This window comes from Streptococcus mitis, assembly GCF_000722765.2.
GTDB classification, from domain to species: domain Bacteria; phylum Bacillota; class Bacilli; order Lactobacillales; family Streptococcaceae; genus Streptococcus; species Streptococcus mitis_AQ.
Window position 1 is genome coordinate 763,880 of the sequence record NZ_CP028415.1, and the last position, 20,704, is coordinate 784,583.

At 41.8% G+C, this 20,704-nt stretch carries 23 protein-coding genes, 2 pseudogenes and 1 other annotated feature; of the genes and pseudogenes, 22 read left to right on the top strand and 3 right to left on the bottom strand.

Translation table 11 applies throughout. The annotated features are described in order from the left end of the window. Positions 1-120 precede the first annotated feature (120 nt). Together SK637_RS04175 and SK637_RS04180 are read right to left on the bottom strand one after the other, a co-directional pair. Complete coding sequence (locus SK637_RS04175) at positions 121-1,215, bottom strand: DEAD/DEAH box helicase (RefSeq protein WP_033688699.1); 1,095 nt, start codon at positions 1,213-1,215, stop codon at positions 121-123. Further along, positions 1,199-2,176 (bottom strand): Gfo/Idh/MocA family protein, encoded by a 978-nt coding sequence (locus SK637_RS04180; RefSeq protein WP_033688700.1) that lies wholly within the window; start codon positions 2,174-2,176, stop codon positions 1,199-1,201. Before SK637_RS04180 ends, SK637_RS04175 begins: the two co-directional genes overlap by 17 nt. A gap of 141 nt (positions 2,177-2,317) precedes the next feature. Here SK637_RS04180 and SK637_RS04185 point away from each other — a divergent pair, with 141 nt between their 5' ends. The 4 genes from SK637_RS04185 to rpmA all read left to right on the top strand — a co-directional run bounded on the left by SK637_RS04185 (position 2,318) and on the right by rpmA (position 4,189). Further along, positions 2,318-3,022 (top strand): YoaK family protein, encoded by a 705-nt coding sequence (locus SK637_RS04185; RefSeq protein ID WP_080710487.1) that lies wholly within the window; start codon positions 2,318-2,320, stop codon positions 3,020-3,022. A 58-nt stretch (positions 3,023-3,080) separates the two neighbouring features. Further along, positions 3,081-3,168 (top strand) — a sequence feature (ribosomal protein L21 leader region). Between the two features lie 36 nt (positions 3,169-3,204). After that, positions 3,205-3,519: a 50S ribosomal protein L21 gene (gene rplU, locus SK637_RS04190; RefSeq protein WP_000109141.1), complete on the top strand. Its 315-nt coding sequence runs from the start codon at positions 3,205-3,207 to the stop codon at positions 3,517-3,519. 15 nt (positions 3,520-3,534) lie between these two features. Then, positions 3,535-3,879, top strand: a complete 345-nt coding sequence (locus tag SK637_RS04195; protein ID WP_000613699.1) for a ribosomal-processing cysteine protease Prp — start codon at positions 3,535-3,537, stop codon at positions 3,877-3,879. A gap of 16 nt (positions 3,880-3,895) precedes the next feature. Next, positions 3,896-4,189: a 50S ribosomal protein L27 gene (gene rpmA / locus SK637_RS04200; protein WP_006149998.1), complete on the top strand. Its 294-nt coding sequence runs from the start codon at positions 3,896-3,898 to the stop codon at positions 4,187-4,189. Positions 4,190-4,355: 166 nt separating this feature from the next. Here the strand turns inward: rpmA and SK637_RS10100 are convergent. Next, positions 4,356-4,427, bottom strand: a pseudogene (locus tag SK637_RS10100) (AraC family transcriptional regulator); the annotation flags it as partial. Here SK637_RS10100 and SK637_RS04205 point away from each other — a divergent pair. From SK637_RS04205 to SK637_RS04290, 18 genes and pseudogenes are all read left to right on the top strand, one after another. Next, positions 4,420-5,328, top strand: a complete 909-nt coding sequence (locus SK637_RS04205) for a LysR family transcriptional regulator (protein ID WP_001025694.1) — start codon at positions 4,420-4,422, stop codon at positions 5,326-5,328. The pseudogene SK637_RS10100 and the gene SK637_RS04205 sit on opposite strands and share 8 nt — an antisense overlap. Beyond that, a complete protein-coding gene (gene lspA / locus SK637_RS04210; protein ID WP_033688702.1) occupies positions 5,325-5,786 on the top strand; it encodes a signal peptidase II in 462 nt (153 codons plus the stop codon). The genes SK637_RS04205 and lspA overlap by 4 nt, the downstream gene beginning before the upstream one ends. After that, positions 5,776-6,666 carry an RluA family pseudouridine synthase gene (locus tag SK637_RS04215; RefSeq protein ID WP_033688703.1) on the top strand — a complete coding sequence of 297 codons (891 nt, stop codon included), beginning with the start codon at positions 5,776-5,778 and terminating at the stop codon, positions 6,664-6,666. The genes lspA and SK637_RS04215 overlap by 11 nt, the downstream gene beginning before the upstream one ends. Beyond that, positions 6,666-8,549, top strand: a complete 1,884-nt coding sequence (gene cbpE, locus SK637_RS04220) for a phosphorylcholine esterase CbpE (protein WP_033688704.1) — start codon at positions 6,666-6,668, stop codon at positions 8,547-8,549. Before SK637_RS04215 ends, cbpE begins: the two co-directional genes overlap by 1 nt. Before the next feature lie 100 nt (positions 8,550-8,649). Beyond that, positions 8,650-9,759, top strand: coding sequence for a glutamate 5-kinase (proB, locus tag SK637_RS04225; protein ID WP_033688705.1), 1,110 nt, complete (start codon positions 8,650-8,652; stop codon positions 9,757-9,759). Between the two features lie 9 nt (positions 9,760-9,768). Further along, positions 9,769-11,031: a glutamate-5-semialdehyde dehydrogenase gene (locus SK637_RS04230; RefSeq protein ID WP_033688706.1), complete on the top strand. Its 1,263-nt coding sequence runs from the start codon at positions 9,769-9,771 to the stop codon at positions 11,029-11,031. A gap of 3 nt (positions 11,032-11,034) precedes the next feature. Then, a complete protein-coding gene (gene proC, locus SK637_RS04235) occupies positions 11,035-11,832 on the top strand; it encodes a pyrroline-5-carboxylate reductase (RefSeq protein ID WP_033688707.1) in 798 nt (265 codons plus the stop codon). A gap of 113 nt (positions 11,833-11,945) precedes the next feature. Beyond that, positions 11,946-12,584, top strand: coding sequence for a dTMP kinase (gene tmk / locus SK637_RS04240; protein WP_033688708.1), 639 nt, complete (start codon positions 11,946-11,948; stop codon positions 12,582-12,584). Further along, positions 12,581-13,470: pseudogene (locus SK637_RS04245) on the top strand (DNA polymerase III subunit delta'). The gene tmk and the pseudogene SK637_RS04245 overlap by 4 nt, the downstream one beginning before the upstream one ends. Before the next feature lie 39 nt (positions 13,471-13,509). Further along, on the top strand, positions 13,510-13,827 hold the full coding sequence (yabA, locus tag SK637_RS04250) for a DNA replication initiation control protein YabA (protein WP_000358228.1): 318 nt from the start codon (positions 13,510-13,512) through the stop codon (positions 13,825-13,827). 2 nt (positions 13,828-13,829) lie between these two features. Further along, positions 13,830-14,699: a 16S rRNA (cytidine(1402)-2'-O)-methyltransferase gene (rsmI, locus tag SK637_RS04255; RefSeq protein WP_033688709.1), complete on the top strand. Its 870-nt coding sequence runs from the start codon at positions 13,830-13,832 to the stop codon at positions 14,697-14,699. 244 nt (positions 14,700-14,943) lie between these two features. Next, the gene (gene trmFO, locus SK637_RS04260) at positions 14,944-16,278 is read left to right on the top strand and encodes a methylenetetrahydrofolate--tRNA-(uracil(54)-C(5))-methyltransferase (FADH(2)-oxidizing) TrmFO (RefSeq protein WP_033688710.1); all 1,335 of its coding nucleotides are present in this window, start codon (positions 14,944-14,946) and stop codon (positions 16,276-16,278) included. 83 nt (positions 16,279-16,361) lie between these two features. Then, positions 16,362-17,099: a UMP kinase gene (gene pyrH, locus SK637_RS04265; RefSeq protein WP_033688711.1), complete on the top strand. Its 738-nt coding sequence runs from the start codon at positions 16,362-16,364 to the stop codon at positions 17,097-17,099. Positions 17,100-17,107: 8 nt separating this feature from the next. Then, positions 17,108-17,665 (top strand): ribosome recycling factor, encoded by a 558-nt coding sequence (gene frr, locus SK637_RS04270; protein WP_001262225.1) that lies wholly within the window; start codon positions 17,108-17,110, stop codon positions 17,663-17,665. 59 nt (positions 17,666-17,724) lie between these two features. Further along, a complete protein-coding gene (gene cvfB, locus SK637_RS04275; protein WP_033688712.1) occupies positions 17,725-18,579 on the top strand; it encodes an RNA-binding virulence regulatory protein CvfB in 855 nt (284 codons plus the stop codon). A 7-nt stretch (positions 18,580-18,586) separates the two neighbouring features. Then, positions 18,587-18,802 carry a YozE family protein gene (locus SK637_RS04280; protein ID WP_001232084.1) on the top strand — a complete coding sequence of 72 codons (216 nt, stop codon included), beginning with the start codon at positions 18,587-18,589 and terminating at the stop codon, positions 18,800-18,802. Between the two features lie 84 nt (positions 18,803-18,886). Then, positions 18,887-19,891, top strand: coding sequence for a PhoH family protein (locus SK637_RS04285; protein ID WP_033688713.1), 1,005 nt, complete (start codon positions 18,887-18,889; stop codon positions 19,889-19,891). A 211-nt stretch (positions 19,892-20,102) separates the two neighbouring features. Further along, positions 20,103-20,672, top strand: coding sequence for a GNAT family N-acetyltransferase (locus SK637_RS04290; protein ID WP_033688714.1), 570 nt, complete (start codon positions 20,103-20,105; stop codon positions 20,670-20,672). Positions 20,673-20,704 lie beyond the last annotated feature (32 nt).

The window sequence follows — 20,704 nt, forward strand, 5'->3', positions numbered from 1 at the left end:
ACTTAAGTACAGCCTGCGGCTAGCTTCCTAGTTTGCTCTTTGATTTTCATTGAGTATAAAATTGAAGAATTGTACACAAAAAAGCTCCATACACCGGATGTGCATAGAGCAAAGGGGGCTTTATTTGATATAGAGTTCTTGATTTTTTAGGACAATTTCTCGTACACTTGCAAACTTTTTGAGTTTTTTAATTTCTTCTGGATGAGTGACGAGAGTGATAACATAACCTTCCTTGCCCATACGGCCAGTACGGCCAGCACGGTGAGTGTAGGTCTCGCTATCTCTAGGAACATCAAAGTTTACGACACATTCTAGGCTATCGATATCAATTCCACGTGCCAGAAGGTCTGTTGCAAGAAGCAGGGTTAGTTGCTTGTCTTTAAACTTTTCTAAGATGACTTTTCTAAATTTGACATTGACATCACTAGCTAGAGAAACAGCCAAGATATCCCGATATTGTAATTTTTCTTCTGCGCTTCCAAGGTCTGATAGGCTGTTAAAGAAGACCAGACTGCGGAAATCTTCAACATGAGCTAGTTTTCGTAGCATATCCACTCGGTGACGTTGATCTACCTGCATATAGAAATGTTGGATGTTGTCCAATTTTTGGTCAGAAAGATCAATGGTATGTGTGTTAGGCGCAATCTTTTCTTGGTCAAACTTGGTCGTCGCACTCATGTAGACGAGTTGGTGGTCACGAGGTGCGTAGTGAGTAATTTTCTCGACAAAGTGTATCTGAGAATCATCGAGCAATTGGTCGAATTCATCCAGAATGATGGTTTCCACATTCATCATCTTGATTTTTTTCAATTTAATGAGTTCAAAGATACGGCCAGGGGTTCCAATCAGAATTTCTGGTCCTTTCTTTAGGCGTTCAATCTGGCGTTTCTGACTTGAGCCTGATAAGAAGAGTTGGGCAGTTAAGCCGATAGTTTCAGCCCATGTTTTACACACTTCAAAAATTTGTCCGGCAAGTTCTGTATTTGGTGCTAGAATCAAGAGTTGTTGGGCCTTTTTCTTTTGTAGTCTGAGAAGACTTGGTAGGAGGTAAGCTAGGGTCTTACCAGTTCCTGTTGGGCTCACTCCTAGGAGGTTTTCTCCAGCAAGAAGGGGCTCAAATAGTTGAGTTTGAATGGGGGTGAATTCCTGGAAACCGAGTTGGTCACTCAGTTCTTGCCACTCAGTCGGTAGTTTTTTTTCATTTTTCTGCCTCAAATCTAATGCCAGCAGTCTGGCGCATAGTATATAGTAGCTTATGAACTGAACTTGCATCTTCCAGCCAAGTTTGGTAGAGATTCAGATCTGGTTGCTGGATCATGTGTGCAAATGCAGCGATTTCCTCAGTCATCGTATGAGGAGCCTGTCGGATAGGGAGTTGGACTTGATTGCCTTGATGGTCGGTAAAAATAGCTGAGCGAACATGCTCAATGGTGTTGAGGGTCAAGGTTCCATCTGTCGTATAAATCTCGCAAGGAAGATTGGAAGTGATGTTTTTCCCAGCCTTGATATGAACTTGAAAGTCAGGGTAGAGGAGAATTCCGTCTCCATTTAGGTCAATGCTATTGTCAAGCTGTTGAGCCTGATAGGTCGTATCCTTAGCTTTTCCAAAGAGACGAACGGTAGCGTAGAGGGGATAAATCCCTAAATCCATAAGAGCTCCACCAGCAAAACGGTCTGAGAAGACATTTGGTGTATCCCCAGTCAACAAGTTAGGCATTTTGGAAGAATACTTGGCATAGTTGAAATCTGCTCCCAAAATTTGTTTGTCTGCTAAAAAGTTTTTGATGATAGTAAAAGCTTTCTCGTGGTAATTTCGTGCCGCTTCAAAGATAAAACAGCAATTTTTCTCAGCTGTATGTCTCAAATCTAGCCATTCTTGTGGCTGAGTGACAGCTGGCTTTTCAAGAATGACATGTTTACCTGCAGACAATGCAGCTTTTGCCTGAGCAAAATGCAAGGAGTTTGGGCTAGCAATATAGACAACATCAAAGGAGCTCTTGAAGAAGTCCTCTAATTGATCAAAGAGTTGGATATTCTGATAGCGAGAAGCAAAGGTTGCCGCAGTTTCTAGTTTTCTAGAATAGACTGCGACCAGCTTGTATTCTCCACTGGAATGGGCTGCTTCTATGAAGTGGTGGCTGATAGCCCCTGTTCCGATGACGCCTAATTTAAGCATAGTTACTCCTTTTCCGATTTCAAATCCTTCTTTCATTATAACATAGATAGACGGGACTATCCAACAGAGGGGAAAAAATTTCAAATAAGCTACTAGGTCTTTTCCAAATAAAGTGGTACAATAATGAGATGAGTAAATGAAATGGGAGGGAAAATGAGGTTATTACCTATAAGAAAAATATCACGTCAGTCTAAGAGGCTAGCGCTTTTTTTGACTTTTTGTGCAGGATATGTAGACGCCTATACTTTTATTGTGCGAGGGAATACTCTTGTAGCTGGACAAACTGGGAATGTCGTCTTTCTTTCAGTAGAATTAATCCAGAATAATGTTTCAGATGTTAGGGACAAGGTTCTCACCTTGCTAGCTTTTATGATGGGTGTCTTTTTATTAACTGTTTATAAGGAAAAATTGAGAATTGTGAAAAAGCCCATTCTGTCACTGATTCCTTTGGCAATCTTATCAATCATTATTGGTTTTGTGCCGCAAACTGTAGATAATATCTATCTAGTACCGCCTTTGGCCTTTTGTATGGGCCTGGTGACAACTGCTTTTGGAGAAGTGTCAGGTATAGCTTATAATAACGCGTTTATGACAGGGAATATTAAACGGACCATGCTGGCTTTTGGAGATTATTTTCGGACCAAGCACACTCCTTTTTTACGTGAAGGGATTATCTTTGTTAGCCTGCTTAGTAGTTTTGTCCTTGGCGTTGTCTTTTCAGCTTATTTGACGATTTTCTATCATGAAAAGACCATTCTTGGTGTTCCTATTATGATGAGCATTTTTTACCTCAGCATGCTTTTTGCCTCGTGGCGGAAAAAAGTAAAAGAAAAAGCTTCATTTTAGGTGTTATTACTTGTAAGAAAATAGGAGATATGCTATACTTGAAGAGTTGACTATGCACGTTCCTGTGCAACCGCACGAACATCGTTGCTTGATTATTCAAGTTTAAGTGGTTTGTCCCACGATGCTAGGCGAGTCTTCACAAAAAAATCGGGGAAACCCATAAAAATCATAGGAGGTGCATAATGAGCACATACGCAATTATCAAAACTGGCGGAAAACAAGTTAAAGTTGAAGTTGGTCAAGCAGTTTACGTTGAAAAATTGAACGTTGAAGCTGGTCAAGAAGTTACTTTTAACGAAGTTGTTCTTGTTGGTGGTGAAAACACTGTTGTCGGAACTCCACTTGTTGCTGGAGCTACTGTAGTTGGAACTGTTGAAAAACAAGGAAAACAAAAGAAAGTTGTTACTTACAAGTACAAACCTAAAAAAGGTAGCCACCGTAAACAAGGTCACCGTCAACCATATACAAAAGTTGTCATCAACGCAATTAACGCTTAATTTTAAGGAGAACACATGATACAAGCAGTCTTTGAGAGAGCCGAAGATGGCGAGCTGAGGAGTGCGGAAATTACTGGACACGCCGAGAGTGGCGAATACGGCTTAGATGTCGTGTGTGCATCGGTTTCTACGCTTGCCATTAACTTTATCAATTCTATTGAGAAATTTGCAGGCTATGAACCAATCCTAGAATTAAACGAAGATGAAGGTGGCTATCTGATGGTTGAAATACCAAAAGATCTTCCTTCACACCAGAGAGAAATGACCCAGTTATTCTTTGAATCATTTTTCTTAGGTATGGCAAACTTATCGGAGAACTCTTCAGAGTTCGTCCAAACCAGAGTTATCACAGAAAACTAACACGGAGGAAAACATTATGTTAAAAATGACTCTTAGCAACTTGCAACTTTTCGCCCACAAAAAAGGTGGAGGTTCTACATCAAACGGACGTGATTCACAAGCAAAACGTCTTGGAGCTAAAGCAGCTGACGGACAAACTGTAACAGGTGGATCAATCCTTTACCGTCAACGTGGTACACACATCTACCCAGGTGTAAACGTTGGACGTGGTGGAGACGATACTTTGTTCGCTAAAGTTGAAGGCGTAGTACGCTTTGAACGTAAAGGACGCGATAAAAAGCAGGTTTCTGTTTACCCAATCGCTAAATAAAAAGGTCCAGTGAACCTTTTTATCCCGAGCCTTGAAATGTAAAGGCGAGGAAGCTAGAAGTAGCATTAAATAAGGCTTTCCGAGTTTTCGGAGAGCCTGTTTTTTCGTTTTGGTAGCCATGATTTTTTCGTTCTTAGTGTAGATGAATTTTATGAGTGACATTATTTTTCTTCGATGGAAAACTTCTAAAATATGGTATAATGAAAAGATAAAGAAGTTGGGGGTAGAAGATGAACATTCAACAATTACGCTATGTTGTTGCTATTGCCAATAGTGGTACTTTCCGTGAAGCTGCTGAAAAGATGTATGTTAGTCAGCCGAGTCTGTCTATTTCTGTTCGTGATTTGGAAAAAGAGTTGGGCTTTAAGATTTTCCGTCGGACCAGCTCAGGGACTTTCTTGACCCGTCGTGGTATGGAATTCTATGAAAAAGCGCAAGAATTGGTTAAAGGATTTGATATTTTTCAAAATCAGTATGCCAATCCTGAGGAAGAAAAAGATGAATTTTCCATTGCTAGTCAGCACTATGACTTCTTACCACCAACTATTACGGCCTTTTCAGAGCGCTATCCTGATTATAAGAACTTTCGTATTTTTGAATCAACTACTGTTCAAATCTTAGACGAAGTAGCGCAAGGGCATAGTGAGATTGGGATTATCTACCTCAACAATCAAAATAAAAAGGGGATCATGCAACGGGTTGAAAAGCTAGGCCTTGAGGTCATTGAATTGATTCCCTTTCATACCCATATTTATCTCCGTGAGGGGCATCCTTTGGCTCAGAAAGAGGAATTGGTCATGGAGGATTTAGCGGATCTACCAACGGTTCGTTTCACTCAAGAGAAAGACGAGTACCTTTATTATTCAGAGAACTTTGTCGATACCAGTGCTAGCTCACAGATGTTTAATGTGACAGACCGTGCTACCTTGAATGGTATTTTGGAGCGGACGGATGCCTATGCGACAGGTTCTGGATTTTTAGATAGTGATAGTGTTAATGGCATCACAGTTATTCGTCTCAAGGATAATTTGGATAATCGCATGGTTTATGTTAAACGTGAGGAAGTGGAGCTTAGTCAAGCTGGAACTCTTTTCGTAGAAGTCATGCAAGAATATTTTAATCAGAAGAGGAAATCATGAAAAAAAGAGGAATAGTGGCAGTCATTGTACTGCTTTTGATTGCGCTGGATCAGTTGGTTAAATCCTATATTGTCCAACAGATTCCACTGGGTGAAGTGCGCTCTTGGATTCCCAATTTCGTTAGCTTGACCTACCTGCAAAATAGAGGGGCTGCCTTTTCTATCTTACAAGATCAGCAGTTGTTATTCGCTGTCATTACTCTGGTTGTCGTGGTAGGTGCTATTTGGTATCTACATAAGCACATGGAGGACTCACTCTGGATGGTCTTGGGTTTGACCTTGATTATTGCTGGTGGACTTGGAAATTTTATTGACAGGATCAGTCAGGGATTTGTTGTGGATATGTTTCACTTGGACTTTATCAATTTTGCAATTTTCAATGTGGCAGATAGCTATCTGACTGTTGGAGTGATTATTTTATTGATTGCAATGCTAAAAGAGGAAATAAATGGAAATTAAAATTGAAAGTGGTGGTCTGCGTTTGGATAAGGCTTTGTCGGATTTGACAGAATTATCACGCAGTCTCGCAAATGAACAAATCAAATCAGGCCAGGTCTTGGTTAATGGTCAAGTCAAGAAAGCTAAATACACAGTTCAAGAGGGTGATATTGTCACTTACCATGTACCAGAGCCAGAGGTTTTAGAGTATGTAGCTGAGAATCTTCCACTAGAAATCATCTACCAAGATGAGGATGTGGCCGTCGTTAACAAACCTCAGGGGATGGTTGTGCATCCGAGTGCTGGTCATACTAGTGGAACTCTGGTAAATGCCCTTATGTACCATATTAAGGATTTATCGGGTATCAATGGGGTTCTACGCCCAGGAATTGTTCATCGTATTGATAAGGATACATCAGGCCTTCTCATGATTGCTAAAAATGATGAGACCCACTTGGCACTTGCCCAAGAACTCAAGGATAAAAAGTCTCTCCGCAAATATTGGGCGATTGTTCATGGAAATTTGCCTAATGATCGTGGTGTGATTGAAGCTCCGATTGGTCGTAGTGAAAAAGACCGTAAGAAACAGGCTGTGACTGCTAAAGGTAAGCCTGCAGTGACCCGTTTCCACGTTTTGGAACGTTTTGGTGATTACAGCTTGGTAGAGTTGCAGCTGGAGACAGGACGCACTCATCAAATCCGTGTTCACATGGCTTATATTGGCCATCCAGTCGCTGGTGATGAAGTCTATGGTCCTCGCAAGACTTTGAAAGGACATGGACAATTTCTTCATGCCAAGACTCTAGGCTTTACCCATCCGAGAACAGGTGATACCTTGGAATTTTCAGCAGATATCCCAGAGATTTTTAAGGAAACCTTGGAGAGATTGAGAAAGCAATAATGAAAAAGAAATTAACTAGTTTAGCACTTGCAGGCGCTTTTTTAGGTTTGTCATTTCATGGGAATGTTCAAGCTCAAGAAAGTTCAGGAAATAAAATCCACTTTATAAATGTTCAGGAAGGTGGTAGTGATGCGATCATTCTTGAAAGTAATGGACATTTTGCCATGGTGGATACAGGAGAAGATTATGATTTTCCAGATGGTAGTGATTCTCGTTATCCATGGAGAGAAGGAATTGAGACATCTTATAAGCATATTTTAACAGATCGCGTTTCGCGACATTTAAAGGAATTGGGTGTCCAAAAACTTGATTTTATTTTGGTGACCCATACCCACAGTGATCATATTGGAAATGTTGATGAATTACTGCGAACCTATCCAGTTGGCCGTATCTACATGAAAAAATACTCTGATAGTCGGATTACAACACCAACTCATCTATGGGATAATCTGTATGGCTATGATAAGGTTTTACAGACTGCTGCAGAAAAAGGTGTTTCAGTTATTCAAAACATCACACAAGGAGATGCTCATTTTCAGTTTGGGGACATGGATATTCAACTCTATAACTATGAGAATGAAACCGATTCATCAGGTGAATTAAAGAAAATTTGGGATGATAATTCCAATTCCTTGATTAGTGTAGTGAAAGTCAATGGCAAGAAAATTTACCTTGGGGGAGATTTGGATAATGCTCACGGAGCAGAAGACAAGTATGGTCCTCTCATTGGAAAAGTTGATTTGATGAAGTTTAATCATCACTATGATACCAATAAATCAAATACCAAGGATTTCATTAAAAATTTGAGTCCGAGTTTGATTGTTCAAACTTCAGATAGTCTACCTTGGAAAAATGGTGTTGATAGTGAGTATGTCAATTGGCTCAAAGAACGAGGAATTGAGAGAATCAACGCAGCCAGCAAAGACTATGATGCAACAGTTTTTGATATTCGAAAAGACGGTTTTGTCAATATTTCAACATCCTACAAACCGATTCCAAGTTTTCAAGCTGGTTGGCATAAGAGTGCATATGGGAACTGGTGGTATCAAGCGCCTGATTCTACAGGAGAATATGCAGTAGGTTGGAATGAAATCAAGGGTGAATGGTATTACTTCAACCAAACGGGTATCTTGTTACAGAATCAATGGAAAAAATGGAACAATCGTTGGTTCTATTTGACAGACTCTGGTGCCTCTGCTAAAAATTGGAAGAAAATCAATGGAAGCTGGTATTATTTCAATAAAGAAAATCAGATGGAGACAGGTTGGCTGAATACTGGAGGACAGACCTATTATCTATCAAATGATGGGGATATGGTAACCGGATGGCGTAAGATTGATAGTCAATGGTATTATTTTGCCCAATCAGGAGAAATGAAAACGGGCTGGGTAAAAGATAAAGAAACCTGGTACTATATGGATTCTACTGGTATCATGAAGACAGGTGAGATAGAAGTTGCTGGTCATTATTACTATCTAGAAGATTCAGGAGCTATGAAGCAAGGTTGGCTTAAAAAGGCAAATGATTGGTACTTCTACAATGTAGACGGTGCACGAGCTGTGGGTTGGATCAAAGACAAGGATAAATGGTACTTCTTGAAAGAAGATGGTCAATTACTTGTGAATGGTAAGACACCAGAAGGCTATACTGTTGATTCAAGTGGAGCCTGGTTAGTGGATATTCCGGTCGAGAAATCTTCTACAACTAGAACTACAAGTAATTCGGAAATAAAAGAATCCAAAGAAGTAGTTAAAAAAGAACTAGAAAATAAAGAAACGAGTCAACACGAAAGTGTTACAAGTTCTTCATCTAGTCAAGATTTGACTTCTTCAACTTCACAAATCTCTGAAACGAGTGCAAACAAATCGGAATCAGGACAATAGTAAAAAAGAAGGTTTTAGGGCCTTCTTTTTCCTATCAACTCTTTTCTATTTCCTACCATTCATGTTATAATGGATAAATATGAAGAATCGGAGTGAGACTATGAAATACAAACGGATTGTCTTTAAGGTGGGGACTTCTTCTCTGACAAATGAGGATGGAAGTTTATCACGTAGTAAGGTAAAGGCTATTACCCAGCAGTTGGCTATGCTGCACGAGGCTGGTCATGAATTGATTTTGGTGTCGTCAGGTGCCATTGCTGCTGGTTTTGGGGCCTTAGGATTTAAAAAGCGTCCGACTAAGATTGCTGATAAACAGGCTTCAGCAGCGGTAGGGCAAGGCCTTTTGTTGGAAGAATACACGACCAATCTTCTCTTGCGCCAAATCGTTTCTGCACAAATCTTGCTGACCCAGGATGATTTTGTGGATAAGCGCCGTTATAAAAATGCTCATCAGGCTTTGTCGGTTTTACTTAGCCGTGGCGCGATTCCTATCATCAATGAGAATGACAGTGTCGTTATTGATGAGCTCAAGGTTGGGGACAATGATACTCTGAGTGCACAGGTAGCGGCCATGGTCCAAGCAGACCTTTTGGTCCTCTTGACAGATGTGGACGGTCTTTATACTGGAAATCCTAATTCAGACCCAACAGCCAAACGCTTGGAGCGAATCGAGACCATCAATCGTGAGATTATTGATATGGCCGGTGGAGCTGGTTCGTCTAATGGTACAGGTGGCATGTTAACCAAAATCAAGGCTGCCACCATTGCGACGGAATCAGGAGTTCCTGTTTATATCTGCTCATCCTTGAAGTCAGATGCCATGATTGAGGCAGCTGAGGAGACCAAGGATGGTTCCTACTTTGTTGCTCAAGAGAAGGGACTTCGTACCCAAAAACAATGGCTGGCCTTTTATGCTCAGAGTCAAGGTTCTATTTGGGTTGATAAAGGGGCTGCAGAAGCCCTCTCCCAACATGGAAAGAGTCTTCTTTTATCTGGTATTGTTGACGCAGAAGGAGCATTTTCTTACGGTGATATCGTGACAGTATTTGACAAGGAAAGTGGAAAATCACTTGGAAAAGGACGCGTGCAATTTGGGGCATCTGCTTTGGAGGATATGTTGCGTTCTCAAAAAGCCAAGGGTGTCTTGATTCACCGTGATGACTGGATTTCCATTACTCCTGAAATCCAACTACTCTTTACAGAATTTTAGAGGTAAACTATGGTAAGTACACAAGAACAATTTGAACAGGTACAGGCTGTTAAAAAATCGATCAACACAGCTAGTGAAGAGGTGAAAAACCAAGCCTTGTTAGCCATGGCTAATCACTTATTAGTAGCTACTGAGGAGATTTTAGCGGCCAATGCCCTCGATATGGAAGAGGCCAAGGGTAAAATCTCAGATGTGATGCTGGATCGTCTTTATTTGGATGCAGGGCGTATAGAAGCAATGGCAACTGGGATTCGTGAAGTGGTTGCTTTACCAGATCCAATCGGTGAAGTTTTAGAAACAAGTCATCTTGAAAATGGTTTGGTTATCACCAAAAAACGTGTGGCTATAGGTGTTATCGGTATTATCTATGAAAGCCGTCCAAATGTGACGTCTGATGCGGCTGCTTTAGCTCTTAAAAGTGGAAATGCGGTTGTTCTTCGTAGTGGGAAGGATGCCTATCAGACAGCCCATGCCATTGTCACAGCCTTGAAGAAGGGCTTGGAAACGACTACTATTCACCCAGATGTGATTCAACTGGTGGAAGATACCAGCCGAGAAAGCAGTTATGCTATGATGAAGGCAAAGGGCTATCTAGATCTTCTCATTCCTCGTGGAGGAGCTGGTTTGATCAATGCAGTGGTTGAGAATGCTATTGTACCTGTTATCGAGACTGGGACTGGGATTGTCCATGTTTATGTGGATAAGGATGCAGATGAAGACAAGGCTCTGTCTATCATCAACAATGCCAAAACCAGTCGTCCTTCTGTATGTAATGCCATGGAGGTATTGCTAGTTCATGAAGACAAGGCAGCAAGCTTCCTTCCTCTCTTGGAGCAAGTGCTGGTTGAGAATCGAAAAGAAGCTGGGTTGGAACCAATTCAATTCCGCTTGGATGAAAAAGCAAGTCAGTTTGTTTCAGGTCAAGCAGCTGAGGCTCAAGACTTTGACACTGAGTTTTTAGACTATGTCCTAGCGGTTAAGGTTGTGAGCAGTTTAGAAGAAGCGGTTGCCCATATTGAAGCCCACAGTACCCATCATTCGGATGCCATTGTGACGGAAAATGCTGAAGCTGCAGCTTACTTTACAGATCAAGTAGACTCTGCAGCTGTCTATGTTAATGCCTCAACTCGTTTCACCGATGGTGGCCAATTTGGACTTGGATGCGAGATGGGGATTTCGACTCAGAAACTGCACGCGCGTGGTCCAATGGGCTTGAAAGAGTTGACCAGCTACAAGTATGTGGTTACTGGTGACGGACAGATAAGGGAGTAAGAGATGAAGATTGGATTTATCGGTTTGGGGAATATGGGTGCTAGCTTGGCCAAGGCTGTCTTGCAGGTCAAGACAGGTGATGACCTTCTTCTTGCCAATCGTAGTCAAGCTAAGGTGGATGCTTTCATCGCCAACTTTGGTGGTCAGGCTTCCAGTAACGAAGAAATATTTGCAGAAGCAGATGTGATTTTTCTAGGAGTGAAGCCTGCTCAGTTTTCTGAACTGCTTTCTCAATATCAGACCATCCTTGAAAAAAGAGAAAGTCTTCTTTTGATTTCTATGGCAGCTGGATTGACTTTAGAAAAACTAGCAAGTCTTATCCCAAGTCAGCACAGAATTGTTCGTATGATGCCCAATACCTCTGCTTCTATTGGTCAAGGAGTGATTAGTTATGCATTGTCTCCTAATTGCAGGGCTGAGGACAGTGAGCTCTTTTGTCAGCTTTTAACTAACGCTGGTCTCTTGGTTGAACTAGGAGAAGGCTTAATCGATGCGGCGACAGGTCTTGCAGGCTGTGGACCGGCCTTTGTCTATCTCTTTATTGAGGCCTTGGCAGATGCGGGCGTTCAGACGGGATTACCAAGAGAAACGGCATTGAAAATGGCTGCTCAAACTGTGGTAGGAGCTGGGCAATTGGTCCTTGAAAGTCAGCAACATCCTGGAGTATTGAAAGACCAAGTCTGTAGCCCAGGCGGTTCGACTATCGCTGGTGTAGTAAGCCTAGAAGCGCATGCTTTTCGAGGAACAGTCATGGATGCAGTTGGTCAAGCCTACAAACGAACACAAGAATTAGGTAAATAAGAGGTAGTTTTATCTGCCTCTTTTATGGTGTTTGAAATGCGAAGACAAAAAGATTGTCACAAACCCCTATTTTTTTGATAGAATAGAAGTAGTAAAAAAGAAATGAGTTAGACATGTCAAAAGGATTTTTAGTCTCTCTTGAGGGACCAGAGGGAGCAGGAAAGACCAGTGTTTTAGAGGCTCTGCTACCAATTTTAGAGGAAAAAGGGGTAGAGGTGCTGACGACCCGTGAACCTGGCGGAGTCTTGATTGGGGAGAAGATTCGGGAAGTAATTTTAGATCCAAGTCATACTCAGATGGATGCTAAAACAGAGCTTTTGCTCTATATCGCCAGTCGCAGACAGCACTTGGTGGAAAAAATTCTTCCAGCACTTGAAGCTGGTAAGTTGGTCATTATGGACCGCTTCATCGATAGTTCTCTTGCCTATCAGGGATTTGGTCGTGGTTTGGACATTGAAGCCATTGACTGGCTTAACCAGTTTGCGACAGATGGCCTCAAACCCGATTTGACACTCTATTTTGACATCGAGGTGGAAGAAGGGCTGGCTCGTATTGCTGCTAATAGCAATCGCGAGGTCAATCGTTTGGACTTAGAAGGGTTGGACTTGCACAAAAAAGTTCGTCAAGGTTACCTTTCTCTTCTAGACAAAGAAGGAAGTCGTATTGTTAAGATTGATGCGAGTCTTCCATTGGAGGAGGTTGTGGAAACTACCAAGGCTGTCTTGTTTGATAGAATGGGATTGGCTAAATGAAACAAGATCAACTAAAGGCTTGGCAGCCAGATCAGTTTGACCGCTTTGTCCGTATCCTAGAACAAGACCAGCTCAATCATGCCTACCTCTTTTCAGGTTTCTTTGGAAGCTTGGAAATGGCGCAGTTTTTGGCTAAGAGCCTTTTTTGTACAGATAAAGTAGGTGTTTTACCATGTGAGAAATGCCGAAATTGTAAGCTGATTGAACAGGGAGAATTTCCCGATGTTACTTTAATCAAGCCAGTCAATCAGGTCATCAAGACAGAACGGATTCGAGAATTAGTGGGGCAGTTTTCTCAAGCAGGGATTGAGAGCCAGCAACAGGTCTTTATTATCGAGCAAGCTGAGAAAATGCATCCTAACGCGGCTAATTCTCTGCTCAAGGTCATCGAAGAACCCCAGAGTGAGGTTTACATTTTCTTCTTGACCAGCGATGAGGAAAAGATTTTACCAACAATTCGAAGTCGGACGCAAATTTTTCACTTTAAAAAACAAGAAGAGAAGCTCATCCATCAATTAGAACAAGCAGGTCTGGTCAAGAAAAAAGCGACTCTTTTAGCCCAGTTTAGTCAATCGCGAGCTGAAGCAGAAAAGTTGGCACATCAGGCAAGTTTTTGGACCTTGGTCGATGAAAGTGAACGCCTGCTAACCTGGTTAGTAGCTAAGAAAAAGAAAGTTATCTGCAGGTTGCTAAATTAGCGAACTTAGCAGATGACAAGGAAAAACAGGATCAGGTTTTACGGATTCTTGAAGTTCTCTGTGGACAAGATATCCTACAAGCAAGAGTAAGAGTGATTTTACAAGATTTGTTAGAAGCTAGAAAAATGTGGCAGGCTAATGTCAGTTTTCAAAATACCATGGAATATCTGGTCTTGAAAGAAATATAAACTCAAAAATGAACGATAAAGAAAGGAAAGGGCTGTTTTATGGACAAAAAAGAATTATTTGACGCGCTGGATGATTTTTCCCAACAGTTATTGGTAACCTTAGCCGATGTGGAAGCCATCAAGAAAAATCTCAAGAGCCTGGTAGAGGAAAATACAGCTCTTCGCTTGGAAAATAGTAAGTTGCGCGAACGCTTAGGTGAGGTGGAAGCAGATGCTCCTGTAAAAGCCAAGCATGTTCGCGAAAGTGTCCGTCGCATTTACCGTGATGGATTTCACGTATGTAATGATTTTTATGGACAACGTCGAGAGCAGGACGAAGAATGTATGTTCTGTGACGAGTTGTTATATAGGGAGTAGGCATGCAGATTCAAAAAAGTTTTAAGGGGCAGTCTCCCTATGGCAAGCTGTATCTAGTGGCAACGCCGATTGGCAATCTAGATGATATGACCTTTCGAGCTATTCAGACCTTGAAAGAAGTGGACTGGATTGCGGCTGAGGACACGCGCAATACAGGTCTATTGCTCAAGCATTTTGACATTTCTACCAAGCAGATTAGTTTTCATGAGCACAATGCAAAGGAAAAGATTCCTGATTTGATTGGTTTCCTGAAAGCAGGACAAAGCATTGCTCAGGTATCCGACGCGGGTCTGCCTAGCATCTCAGACCCTGGTCATGATTTAGTCAAGGCGGCTATTGAGGAAGAAATCGCAGTTGTCACTGTTCCAGGTGCCTCTGCAGGAATTTCTGCCTTGATCGCCAGTGGTTTAGCACCACAGCCACATATCTTTTATGGTTTTTTACCGAGAAAATCAGGTCAGCAGAAGCAATTTTTCGACTTGAAAAAAGACTATCCTGAGACTCAGATTTTCTATGAATCGCCCCATCGTGTGGCAGATACGCTAGAAAATATGCTAGAAGTCTACGGTGATCGCTCGGTCGTTTTGGTCAGAGAATTGACAAAGATTTATGAAGAATACCAACGAGGTACTATTTCTGAATTGCTGGAAAGCATCGCTGAAACGCCGCTTAAGGGAGAATGCCTTCTCATCGTTGAAGGTGCCAGCCAAGATGTGGAGGAAAAGGACGAGGAAGATTTGTTCTTAGAAATCCAAGCTCGTATCCAGCAAGGCATGAAGAAAAATCAAGCTATTAAGGAAGTTGCTAAGTTTTACCAGTGGAATAAAAGCCAGCTCTATGCTGCCTACCACGACTGGGAAGAAAATCAATAAAACGACTAAACAGGGAAGTTTGCCTTCTTCCCTTTTTTTGTTATACTAGTAGAAGAAAAAATAGAAAGATTTGTGGGAGTGAAAAAGTCCAGTGGACTTTTTCAGCCTGAGCCAAGAAACTCGAAAGCGAAGTAAGTCCAGTGGACTTTTTCAGCCTGAGCCAAGAAATTCGAGAGCTAAGTAAGTCCTGTGGACTTTTTCAATGTGAATCTTGTCTTCACACTCCCAAAGAGGTATTAGTGTCGTGTCTCAATCTTATATCAATGTTATCGGTGCTGGTTTGGCAGGTTCTGAAGCAGCCTACCAAATCGCAGAACGTGGTATCCCAGTTAAACTCTATGAAATGCGTGGTGTCAAGTCAACACCCCAGCACAAAACAGACAATTTTGCTGAGTTAGTTTGTTCCAATTCTCTACGTGGAGATGCTTTGACAAATGCAGTGGGTCTCCTCAAGGAAGAAATGCGTCGCTTGGGTTCTGTTATTTTGGAATCTGCTGAGGCTACACGTGTTCCTGCAGGTGGTGCTCTTGCGGTGGACCGAGATGGTTTCTCACAGATGGTGACTGAAAAAGTTGCCAACCACCCCTTGATTGAAGTGGTTCGTGATGAAATTACAGAATTGCCGACAGATGTTATTACGGTTGTCGCTACTGGTCCTTTGACCAGCGATGCTCTGGCTGAAAAGATTCATGCCCTTAATGACGGTGATGGCTTCTATTTCTACGATGCGGCAGCCCCTATTATCGACGTCAATACTATTGATATGAGCAAGGTCTATCTCAAGTCTCGTTATGACAAGGGAGAAGCGGCCTACCTCAATGCTCCAATGACCAAGCAAGAATTTATGGATTTCCATGAAGCCTTGGTTAATGCGGAAGAAGCACCGCTCAATTCTTTTGAAAAAGAAAAGTACTTTGAAGGCTGTATGCCCATCGAAGTCATGGCCAAACGTGGCATTAAAACTATGCTTTATGGTCCTATGAAACCAGTGGGTCTCGAGTATCCGGACGATTACACAGGACCTCGCGATGGAGAATTCAAAACACCTTATGCGGTGGTTCAGCTTCGTCAGGACAATGCAGCTGGTAGCCTCTATAATATCGTCGGTTTCCAGACCCACCTCAAATGGGGAGAACAAAAGCGTGTCTTCCAAATGATTCCAGGTCTTGAAAATGCTGAGTTTGTTCGTTATGGTGTTATGCACCGCAATTCTTACATGGATTCACCAAATCTTCTTGAGCAGACTTACCGTTCTAAGAAACAATCAAATCTCTTCTTTGCTGGTCAGATGACGGGTGTGGAAGGCTATGTTGAGTCCGCAGCGTCAGGCTTAGTTGCGGGAATTAACGCGGCTCGTCTCTTCAAGGGAGAAAGCGAGGCTGTTTTCCCAGAGACTACAGCGATTGGAAGTCTGGCTCATTACATCACCCATGCGGACAGCAAACATTTCCAACCAATGAATGTCAATTTTGGAATCATCAAGGAGTTGGAAGGCGAGCGTATCCGTGATAAGAAGGCTCGTTATGAAAAAATTGCAGAGCGTGCTCTTTCTGACTTAGAGGAATTTTTAACTGTCTAATTTTTTTGAAAGAATTGCTCATGATACTATAAAAATCTTAGAAATTGTGATAAAATAGGTAGGATAAAAAAAGGAGAGTGAAAATGGCGAATCCCAAGTATAAACGTATTTTAATCAAGTTATCAGGTGAAGCCCTTGCCGGTGAACGTGGCGTAGGGATTGATATCCAAACAGTTCAAACAATCGCAAAAGAGATTCAAGAAGTTCATAGCTTAGGTATCGAAATTGCCCTTGTTATTGGTGGAGGAAATCTCTGGCGTGGTGAACCTGCTGCAGAAGCAGGAATGGACCGCGTTCAGGCAGATTACACAGGAATGCTTGGGACTGTTATGAATGCTCTTGTGATGGCAGATTCATTGCAACAAGTTGGGGTTGATACGCGCGTGCAAACTGCCATTACTATGCAACAAGTGGCAGAGCCTTATGTCCGTGGACGTGCCCTTCGTCACCTTGAAAAAGGCCGTATCGTTATCTTTGGTGCTGGAATTGGTTCACCTTACTTCTCAACTGATACAACAGCAGCCCTTCGTGCAGCTGAAATCGAAGCGGATGCCATCCTCATGGCTAAAAATGGGGTAGATGGTGTTTACAATGCCGATCCTAAGAAGGACAAGACAGCTGTTAAGTTTGAAGAATTGACCCACCGTGACGTTATCAATAAAGGTCTTCGTATCATGGACTCAACAGCTTCAACCCTCTCAATGGATAATGACATTGACTTGGTTGTCTTCAACATGAACCAACCAGGCAACATCAAACGTGTCGTATTTGGTGAAAATATCGGAACAACAGTTTCAAATAATATCGAAGAAAAGGAATAAGAAAGATTATGGCTAACGCAATTATTGAAAAAGCTAAAGAGAGAATGACCCAGTCTCACCAATCACTTGCTCGTGAATTTGGTGGTATCCGTGCTGGCCGTGCCAATGCAAGCTTGCTGGACCGTGTACATGTAGAATACTATGGAGTAGAAACTCCTCTTAACCAAATCGCTTCCATTACGATTCCAGAAGCGCGTGTTTTGTTGGTCACACCATTTGACAAGTCTTCATTGAAAGACATCGAACGTGCCTTGAACGCTTCTGATCTTGGTATCACACCAGCTAACGACGGTTCTGTGATCCGCTTGGTTATTCCTGCTCTTACAGAAGAAACTCGTCGTGACCTTGCTAAAGAAGTGAAGAAGGTCGGTGAAAATGCTAAAGTGGCTGTCCGCAATATCCGTCGTGATGCTATGGACGAAGCTAAGAAACAAGAAAAAGCAAAAGAAATCACTGAAGACGAATTGAAGACTCTTGAAAAAGATATTCAAAAAGTAACAGACGATGCTGTTAAACACATCGACGACATGACTGCCAACAAAGAGAAAGAACTTTTGGAAGTCTAAAAATAAACAGAAAAACTCAGTTGGCATTGCTGGCTGAGTTTTATTCGAAAGAAGGAAATATGAATACAAATCTTGCAAGTTTTATCGTTGGACTTATCATCGATGAAAACGACCGTTTTTACTTTGTGCAAAAGGATGGTCAAACCTATGCTCTTGCTAAGGAAGAAGGTCAACATACAGTGGGGGATACGGTCAAAGGTTTTGCCTACACGGATATGAAGCAAAAACTCCGCCTGACAACCTTAGAAGTGACTGCCACTCAGGACCAATTTGGTTGGGGTCGTGTCACAGAAGTACGCAAGGACTTGGGTCTCTTTGTGGATACAGGCCTTCCTGACAAGGAAATCGTTGTGTCACTCGATATTCTCCCTGAACTCAAGGAACTCTGGCCTAAGAAGGGCGACCAACTCTACATCCGTCTTGAAGTGGACAAGAAAGACCGTATCTGGGGACTCTTGGCTTATCAAGAAGACTTCCAACGTCTGGCTCGTCCTGCCTATAACAATATGCAGAATCAAAACTGGCCAGCCATTGTTTACCGTCTCAAGCTGTCAGGAACTTTTGTTTACCTGCCAGAAAATAATATGCTTGGTTTTATTCACCCAAGTGAGCGCTATGCAGAACCACGTTTGGGGCAAGTATTAGATGCGCGTGTCATCGGTTTTCGTGAAGTGGACCGCACTCTGAACCTCTCCCTCAAACCACGTTCCTTTGAAATGTTGGAAAATGATGCCCAGATGATTTTGACTTATTTGGAAAGCAATGGCGGTTTCATGACCTTAAATGATAAGTCATCTCCAGACGACATCAAAGCAACCTTTGGCATTTCTAAAGGTCAGTTTAAGAAAGCACTCGGTGGTTTAATGAAGGCTGGTAAAATCAAGCAAGACCAGTTTGGGACAGAGTTGATTTAGGAGTCATATGAGAAAATCATTTTACACTTGGCTCATGACCGAGCGCAATCCTAAAAGTAACAGTCCAAAGGCTATCTTGGCAGACCTAGCTTTTGAAGAATCAGCCTTCCCAAAACACACAGATGATTTTGATGAGGTCAGTCGCTTTTTGGAGGAACATGCCAGTTTCTCTTTTAACCTAGGTGACTTTGACGCTATCTGGCAAGAATACTTAGAACACTAGCATGATTCACTGGGGTTGGGCTAGTAATTTCTCCATTCCTCTGCTATAATAAAAAGAAATAAAAGGATTAGAGAGGTTCTTTATTTGAAGGAACATTCAATAGACATTCAACTGAGTCATCCAGATGACCTGTTTCATCTTTTTGGTTCCAATGAACGCCATCTTCGTTTGATGGAAGAAGAGCTTGATGTTGTGATTCATGCTCGTACGGAGATTGTGCAGGTTTTGGGAGAAGAAACTGCATGTGAAGAAGCCCGTCAGGTTATCCAAGCCTTGATGGTCTTGGTGAATCGTGGGATGACCGTTGGTACGCCAGATGTGGTGACTGCGATTAGCATGGTCAAAAACGATGAAATCGACAAGTTTGTCGCCCTTTATGAAGAAGAAATTATCAAGGACAATACTAGAAAGCCTATCCGTGTCAAAACACTGGGTCAAAAACTTTATGTGGACAGTGTCAAACAGCATGATGTGACCTTTGGAATTGGGCCAGCAGGTACAGGGAAGACCTTTCTTGCAGTGACCTTGGCAGTGACTGCCCTTAAACGTGGTCAGGTTAAGCGGATTATCCTAACACGCCCGGCAGTGGAAGCTGGCGAGAGTCTAGGTTTTCTTCCGGGTGATCTTAAAGAGAAGGTAGATCCTTACCTTCGACCTGTTTATGATGCCTTGTATCAGATTCTGGGAAAAGACCAGACTACTCGTCTCATGGAGCGTGAAATTATCGAGATTGCTCCCCTTGCCTATATGCGTGGACGGACCTTGGATGATGCCTTTGTCATTCTCGATGAGGCGCAAAATACGACCATAATGCAGATGAAGATGTTTTTGACTCGCTTAGGCTTTAATTCTAAGATGATTGTCAATGGAGATATCAGTCAGATTGACCTTCCGCGTAACGTCAAGTCCGGTTTGATTGATGCCCAAGAAAAACTCAAGAACATCCATCAGATTGACTTTGTTCATTTTTCAGCCAAGGATGTGGTTCGCCATCCTGTTGTCGCTCAGATTATCCGAGCTTATGAACCAGTACCAGTTAAAAAAGCAGAGAGTGAAGAATTAGATCCTCAACCTCTATCTGAAGGATAGTTCTTTTGTACTTAAAGTTATCTCAATGCTAAATTTATAGTTTATTGAAGCTAGAATAGTATGTCGTGACTGCTAAAACATTTCTAGAAATTAATTTGACTTTCCTAATCGATTTGTTCACATTTTATTTCAATCTATCATAAATTTGCTTTTTAAATATTTCATTCAATATCCTTATCTTAGTTAGAAACTTTTCAAGTGGAGGAAACGTATGGAATCAATTTTTATAAAACTTGCCCAGTATCCGTCTATAGAAACGGAGCGTTTATTGCTTAGACCTGTAACTTTGGATGATGCGGAAGCAATGTTTGACTATGCCTCGGAAAAGGATAATACACGTTACACTTTTCAAACCAATCAAAATTTAGAAGAAACCAAAAATAATATTGCGCAGTTCTACTTGGCCAATCCTTTGGGACGTTGGGGAATAGAACTAAAAAGCAATGGTCAGTTTATTGGAACCATTGACTTGCACAAGATTGATCCTGTTCTTAAGAAGGCAGCTATTGGCTACATTATCAATAAAAAGTATTGGAATCAAGGATTAACGACAGAGGCCAATCGAGCCGTGATTGAACTAGCTTTTGAAAAGATAGGGATGAATAAGTTGACTGCCCTTCACGATAAGGACAATCCTGCATCTGGAAAGGTCATGGAGAAATCAGGCATGCATTTTTCCCACGTAGAACCATATGCTTGTATGGACCAGCATGAAAAAGGACGAATCGTTACAAGAGTTCATTATGTCTTGACCAAAGAAGACTATTTTGCAAATAAATAAGCAGTTGAGAAGAAATTTTCAACTGTTTTTTC

Coding starts and splice junctions, on each gene's coding strand:
- rpmA (WP_006149998.1), top strand. CDS start 3,896: ATGTTAAAAATGACTCTTAGCAACTTGCAACTTTTCGCCCACAAAAAA.
- rsmI (WP_033688709.1), top strand. CDS start 13,830: ATGCAGATTCAAAAAAGTTTTAAGGGGCAGTCTCCCTATGGCAAGCTG.
- lspA (WP_033688702.1), top strand. CDS start 5,325: ATGAAAAAAAGAGGAATAGTGGCAGTCATTGTACTGCTTTTGATTGCG.
- SK637_RS04290 (WP_033688714.1), top strand. CDS start 20,103: ATGGAATCAATTTTTATAAAACTTGCCCAGTATCCGTCTATAGAAACG.
- cbpE (WP_033688704.1), top strand. CDS start 6,666: ATGAAAAAGAAATTAACTAGTTTAGCACTTGCAGGCGCTTTTTTAGGT.
- pyrH (WP_033688711.1), top strand. CDS start 16,362: ATGGCGAATCCCAAGTATAAACGTATTTTAATCAAGTTATCAGGTGAA.
- SK637_RS04185 (WP_080710487.1), top strand. CDS start 2,318: ATGGGAGGGAAAATGAGGTTATTACCTATAAGAAAAATATCACGTCAG.
- yabA (WP_000358228.1), top strand. CDS start 13,510: ATGGACAAAAAAGAATTATTTGACGCGCTGGATGATTTTTCCCAACAG.
- SK637_RS04195 (WP_000613699.1), top strand. CDS start 3,535: ATGATACAAGCAGTCTTTGAGAGAGCCGAAGATGGCGAGCTGAGGAGT.
- proB (WP_033688705.1), top strand. CDS start 8,650: ATGAAATACAAACGGATTGTCTTTAAGGTGGGGACTTCTTCTCTGACA.
- SK637_RS04230 (WP_033688706.1), top strand. CDS start 9,769: ATGGTAAGTACACAAGAACAATTTGAACAGGTACAGGCTGTTAAAAAA.
- tmk (WP_033688708.1), top strand. CDS start 11,946: ATGTCAAAAGGATTTTTAGTCTCTCTTGAGGGACCAGAGGGAGCAGGA.
- rplU (WP_000109141.1), top strand. CDS start 3,205: ATGAGCACATACGCAATTATCAAAACTGGCGGAAAACAAGTTAAAGTT.
- proC (WP_033688707.1), top strand. CDS start 11,035: ATGAAGATTGGATTTATCGGTTTGGGGAATATGGGTGCTAGCTTGGCC.
- frr (WP_001262225.1), top strand. CDS start 17,108: ATGGCTAACGCAATTATTGAAAAAGCTAAAGAGAGAATGACCCAGTCT.
- SK637_RS04280 (WP_001232084.1), top strand. CDS start 18,587: ATGAGAAAATCATTTTACACTTGGCTCATGACCGAGCGCAATCCTAAA.
- SK637_RS04180 (WP_033688700.1), bottom strand. CDS start 2,176: ATGCTTAAATTAGGCGTCATCGGAACAGGGGCTATCAGCCACCACTTC.
- SK637_RS04205 (WP_001025694.1), top strand. CDS start 4,420: ATGAACATTCAACAATTACGCTATGTTGTTGCTATTGCCAATAGTGGT.
- cvfB (WP_033688712.1), top strand. CDS start 17,725: ATGAATACAAATCTTGCAAGTTTTATCGTTGGACTTATCATCGATGAA.
- SK637_RS04215 (WP_033688703.1), top strand. CDS start 5,776: ATGGAAATTAAAATTGAAAGTGGTGGTCTGCGTTTGGATAAGGCTTTG.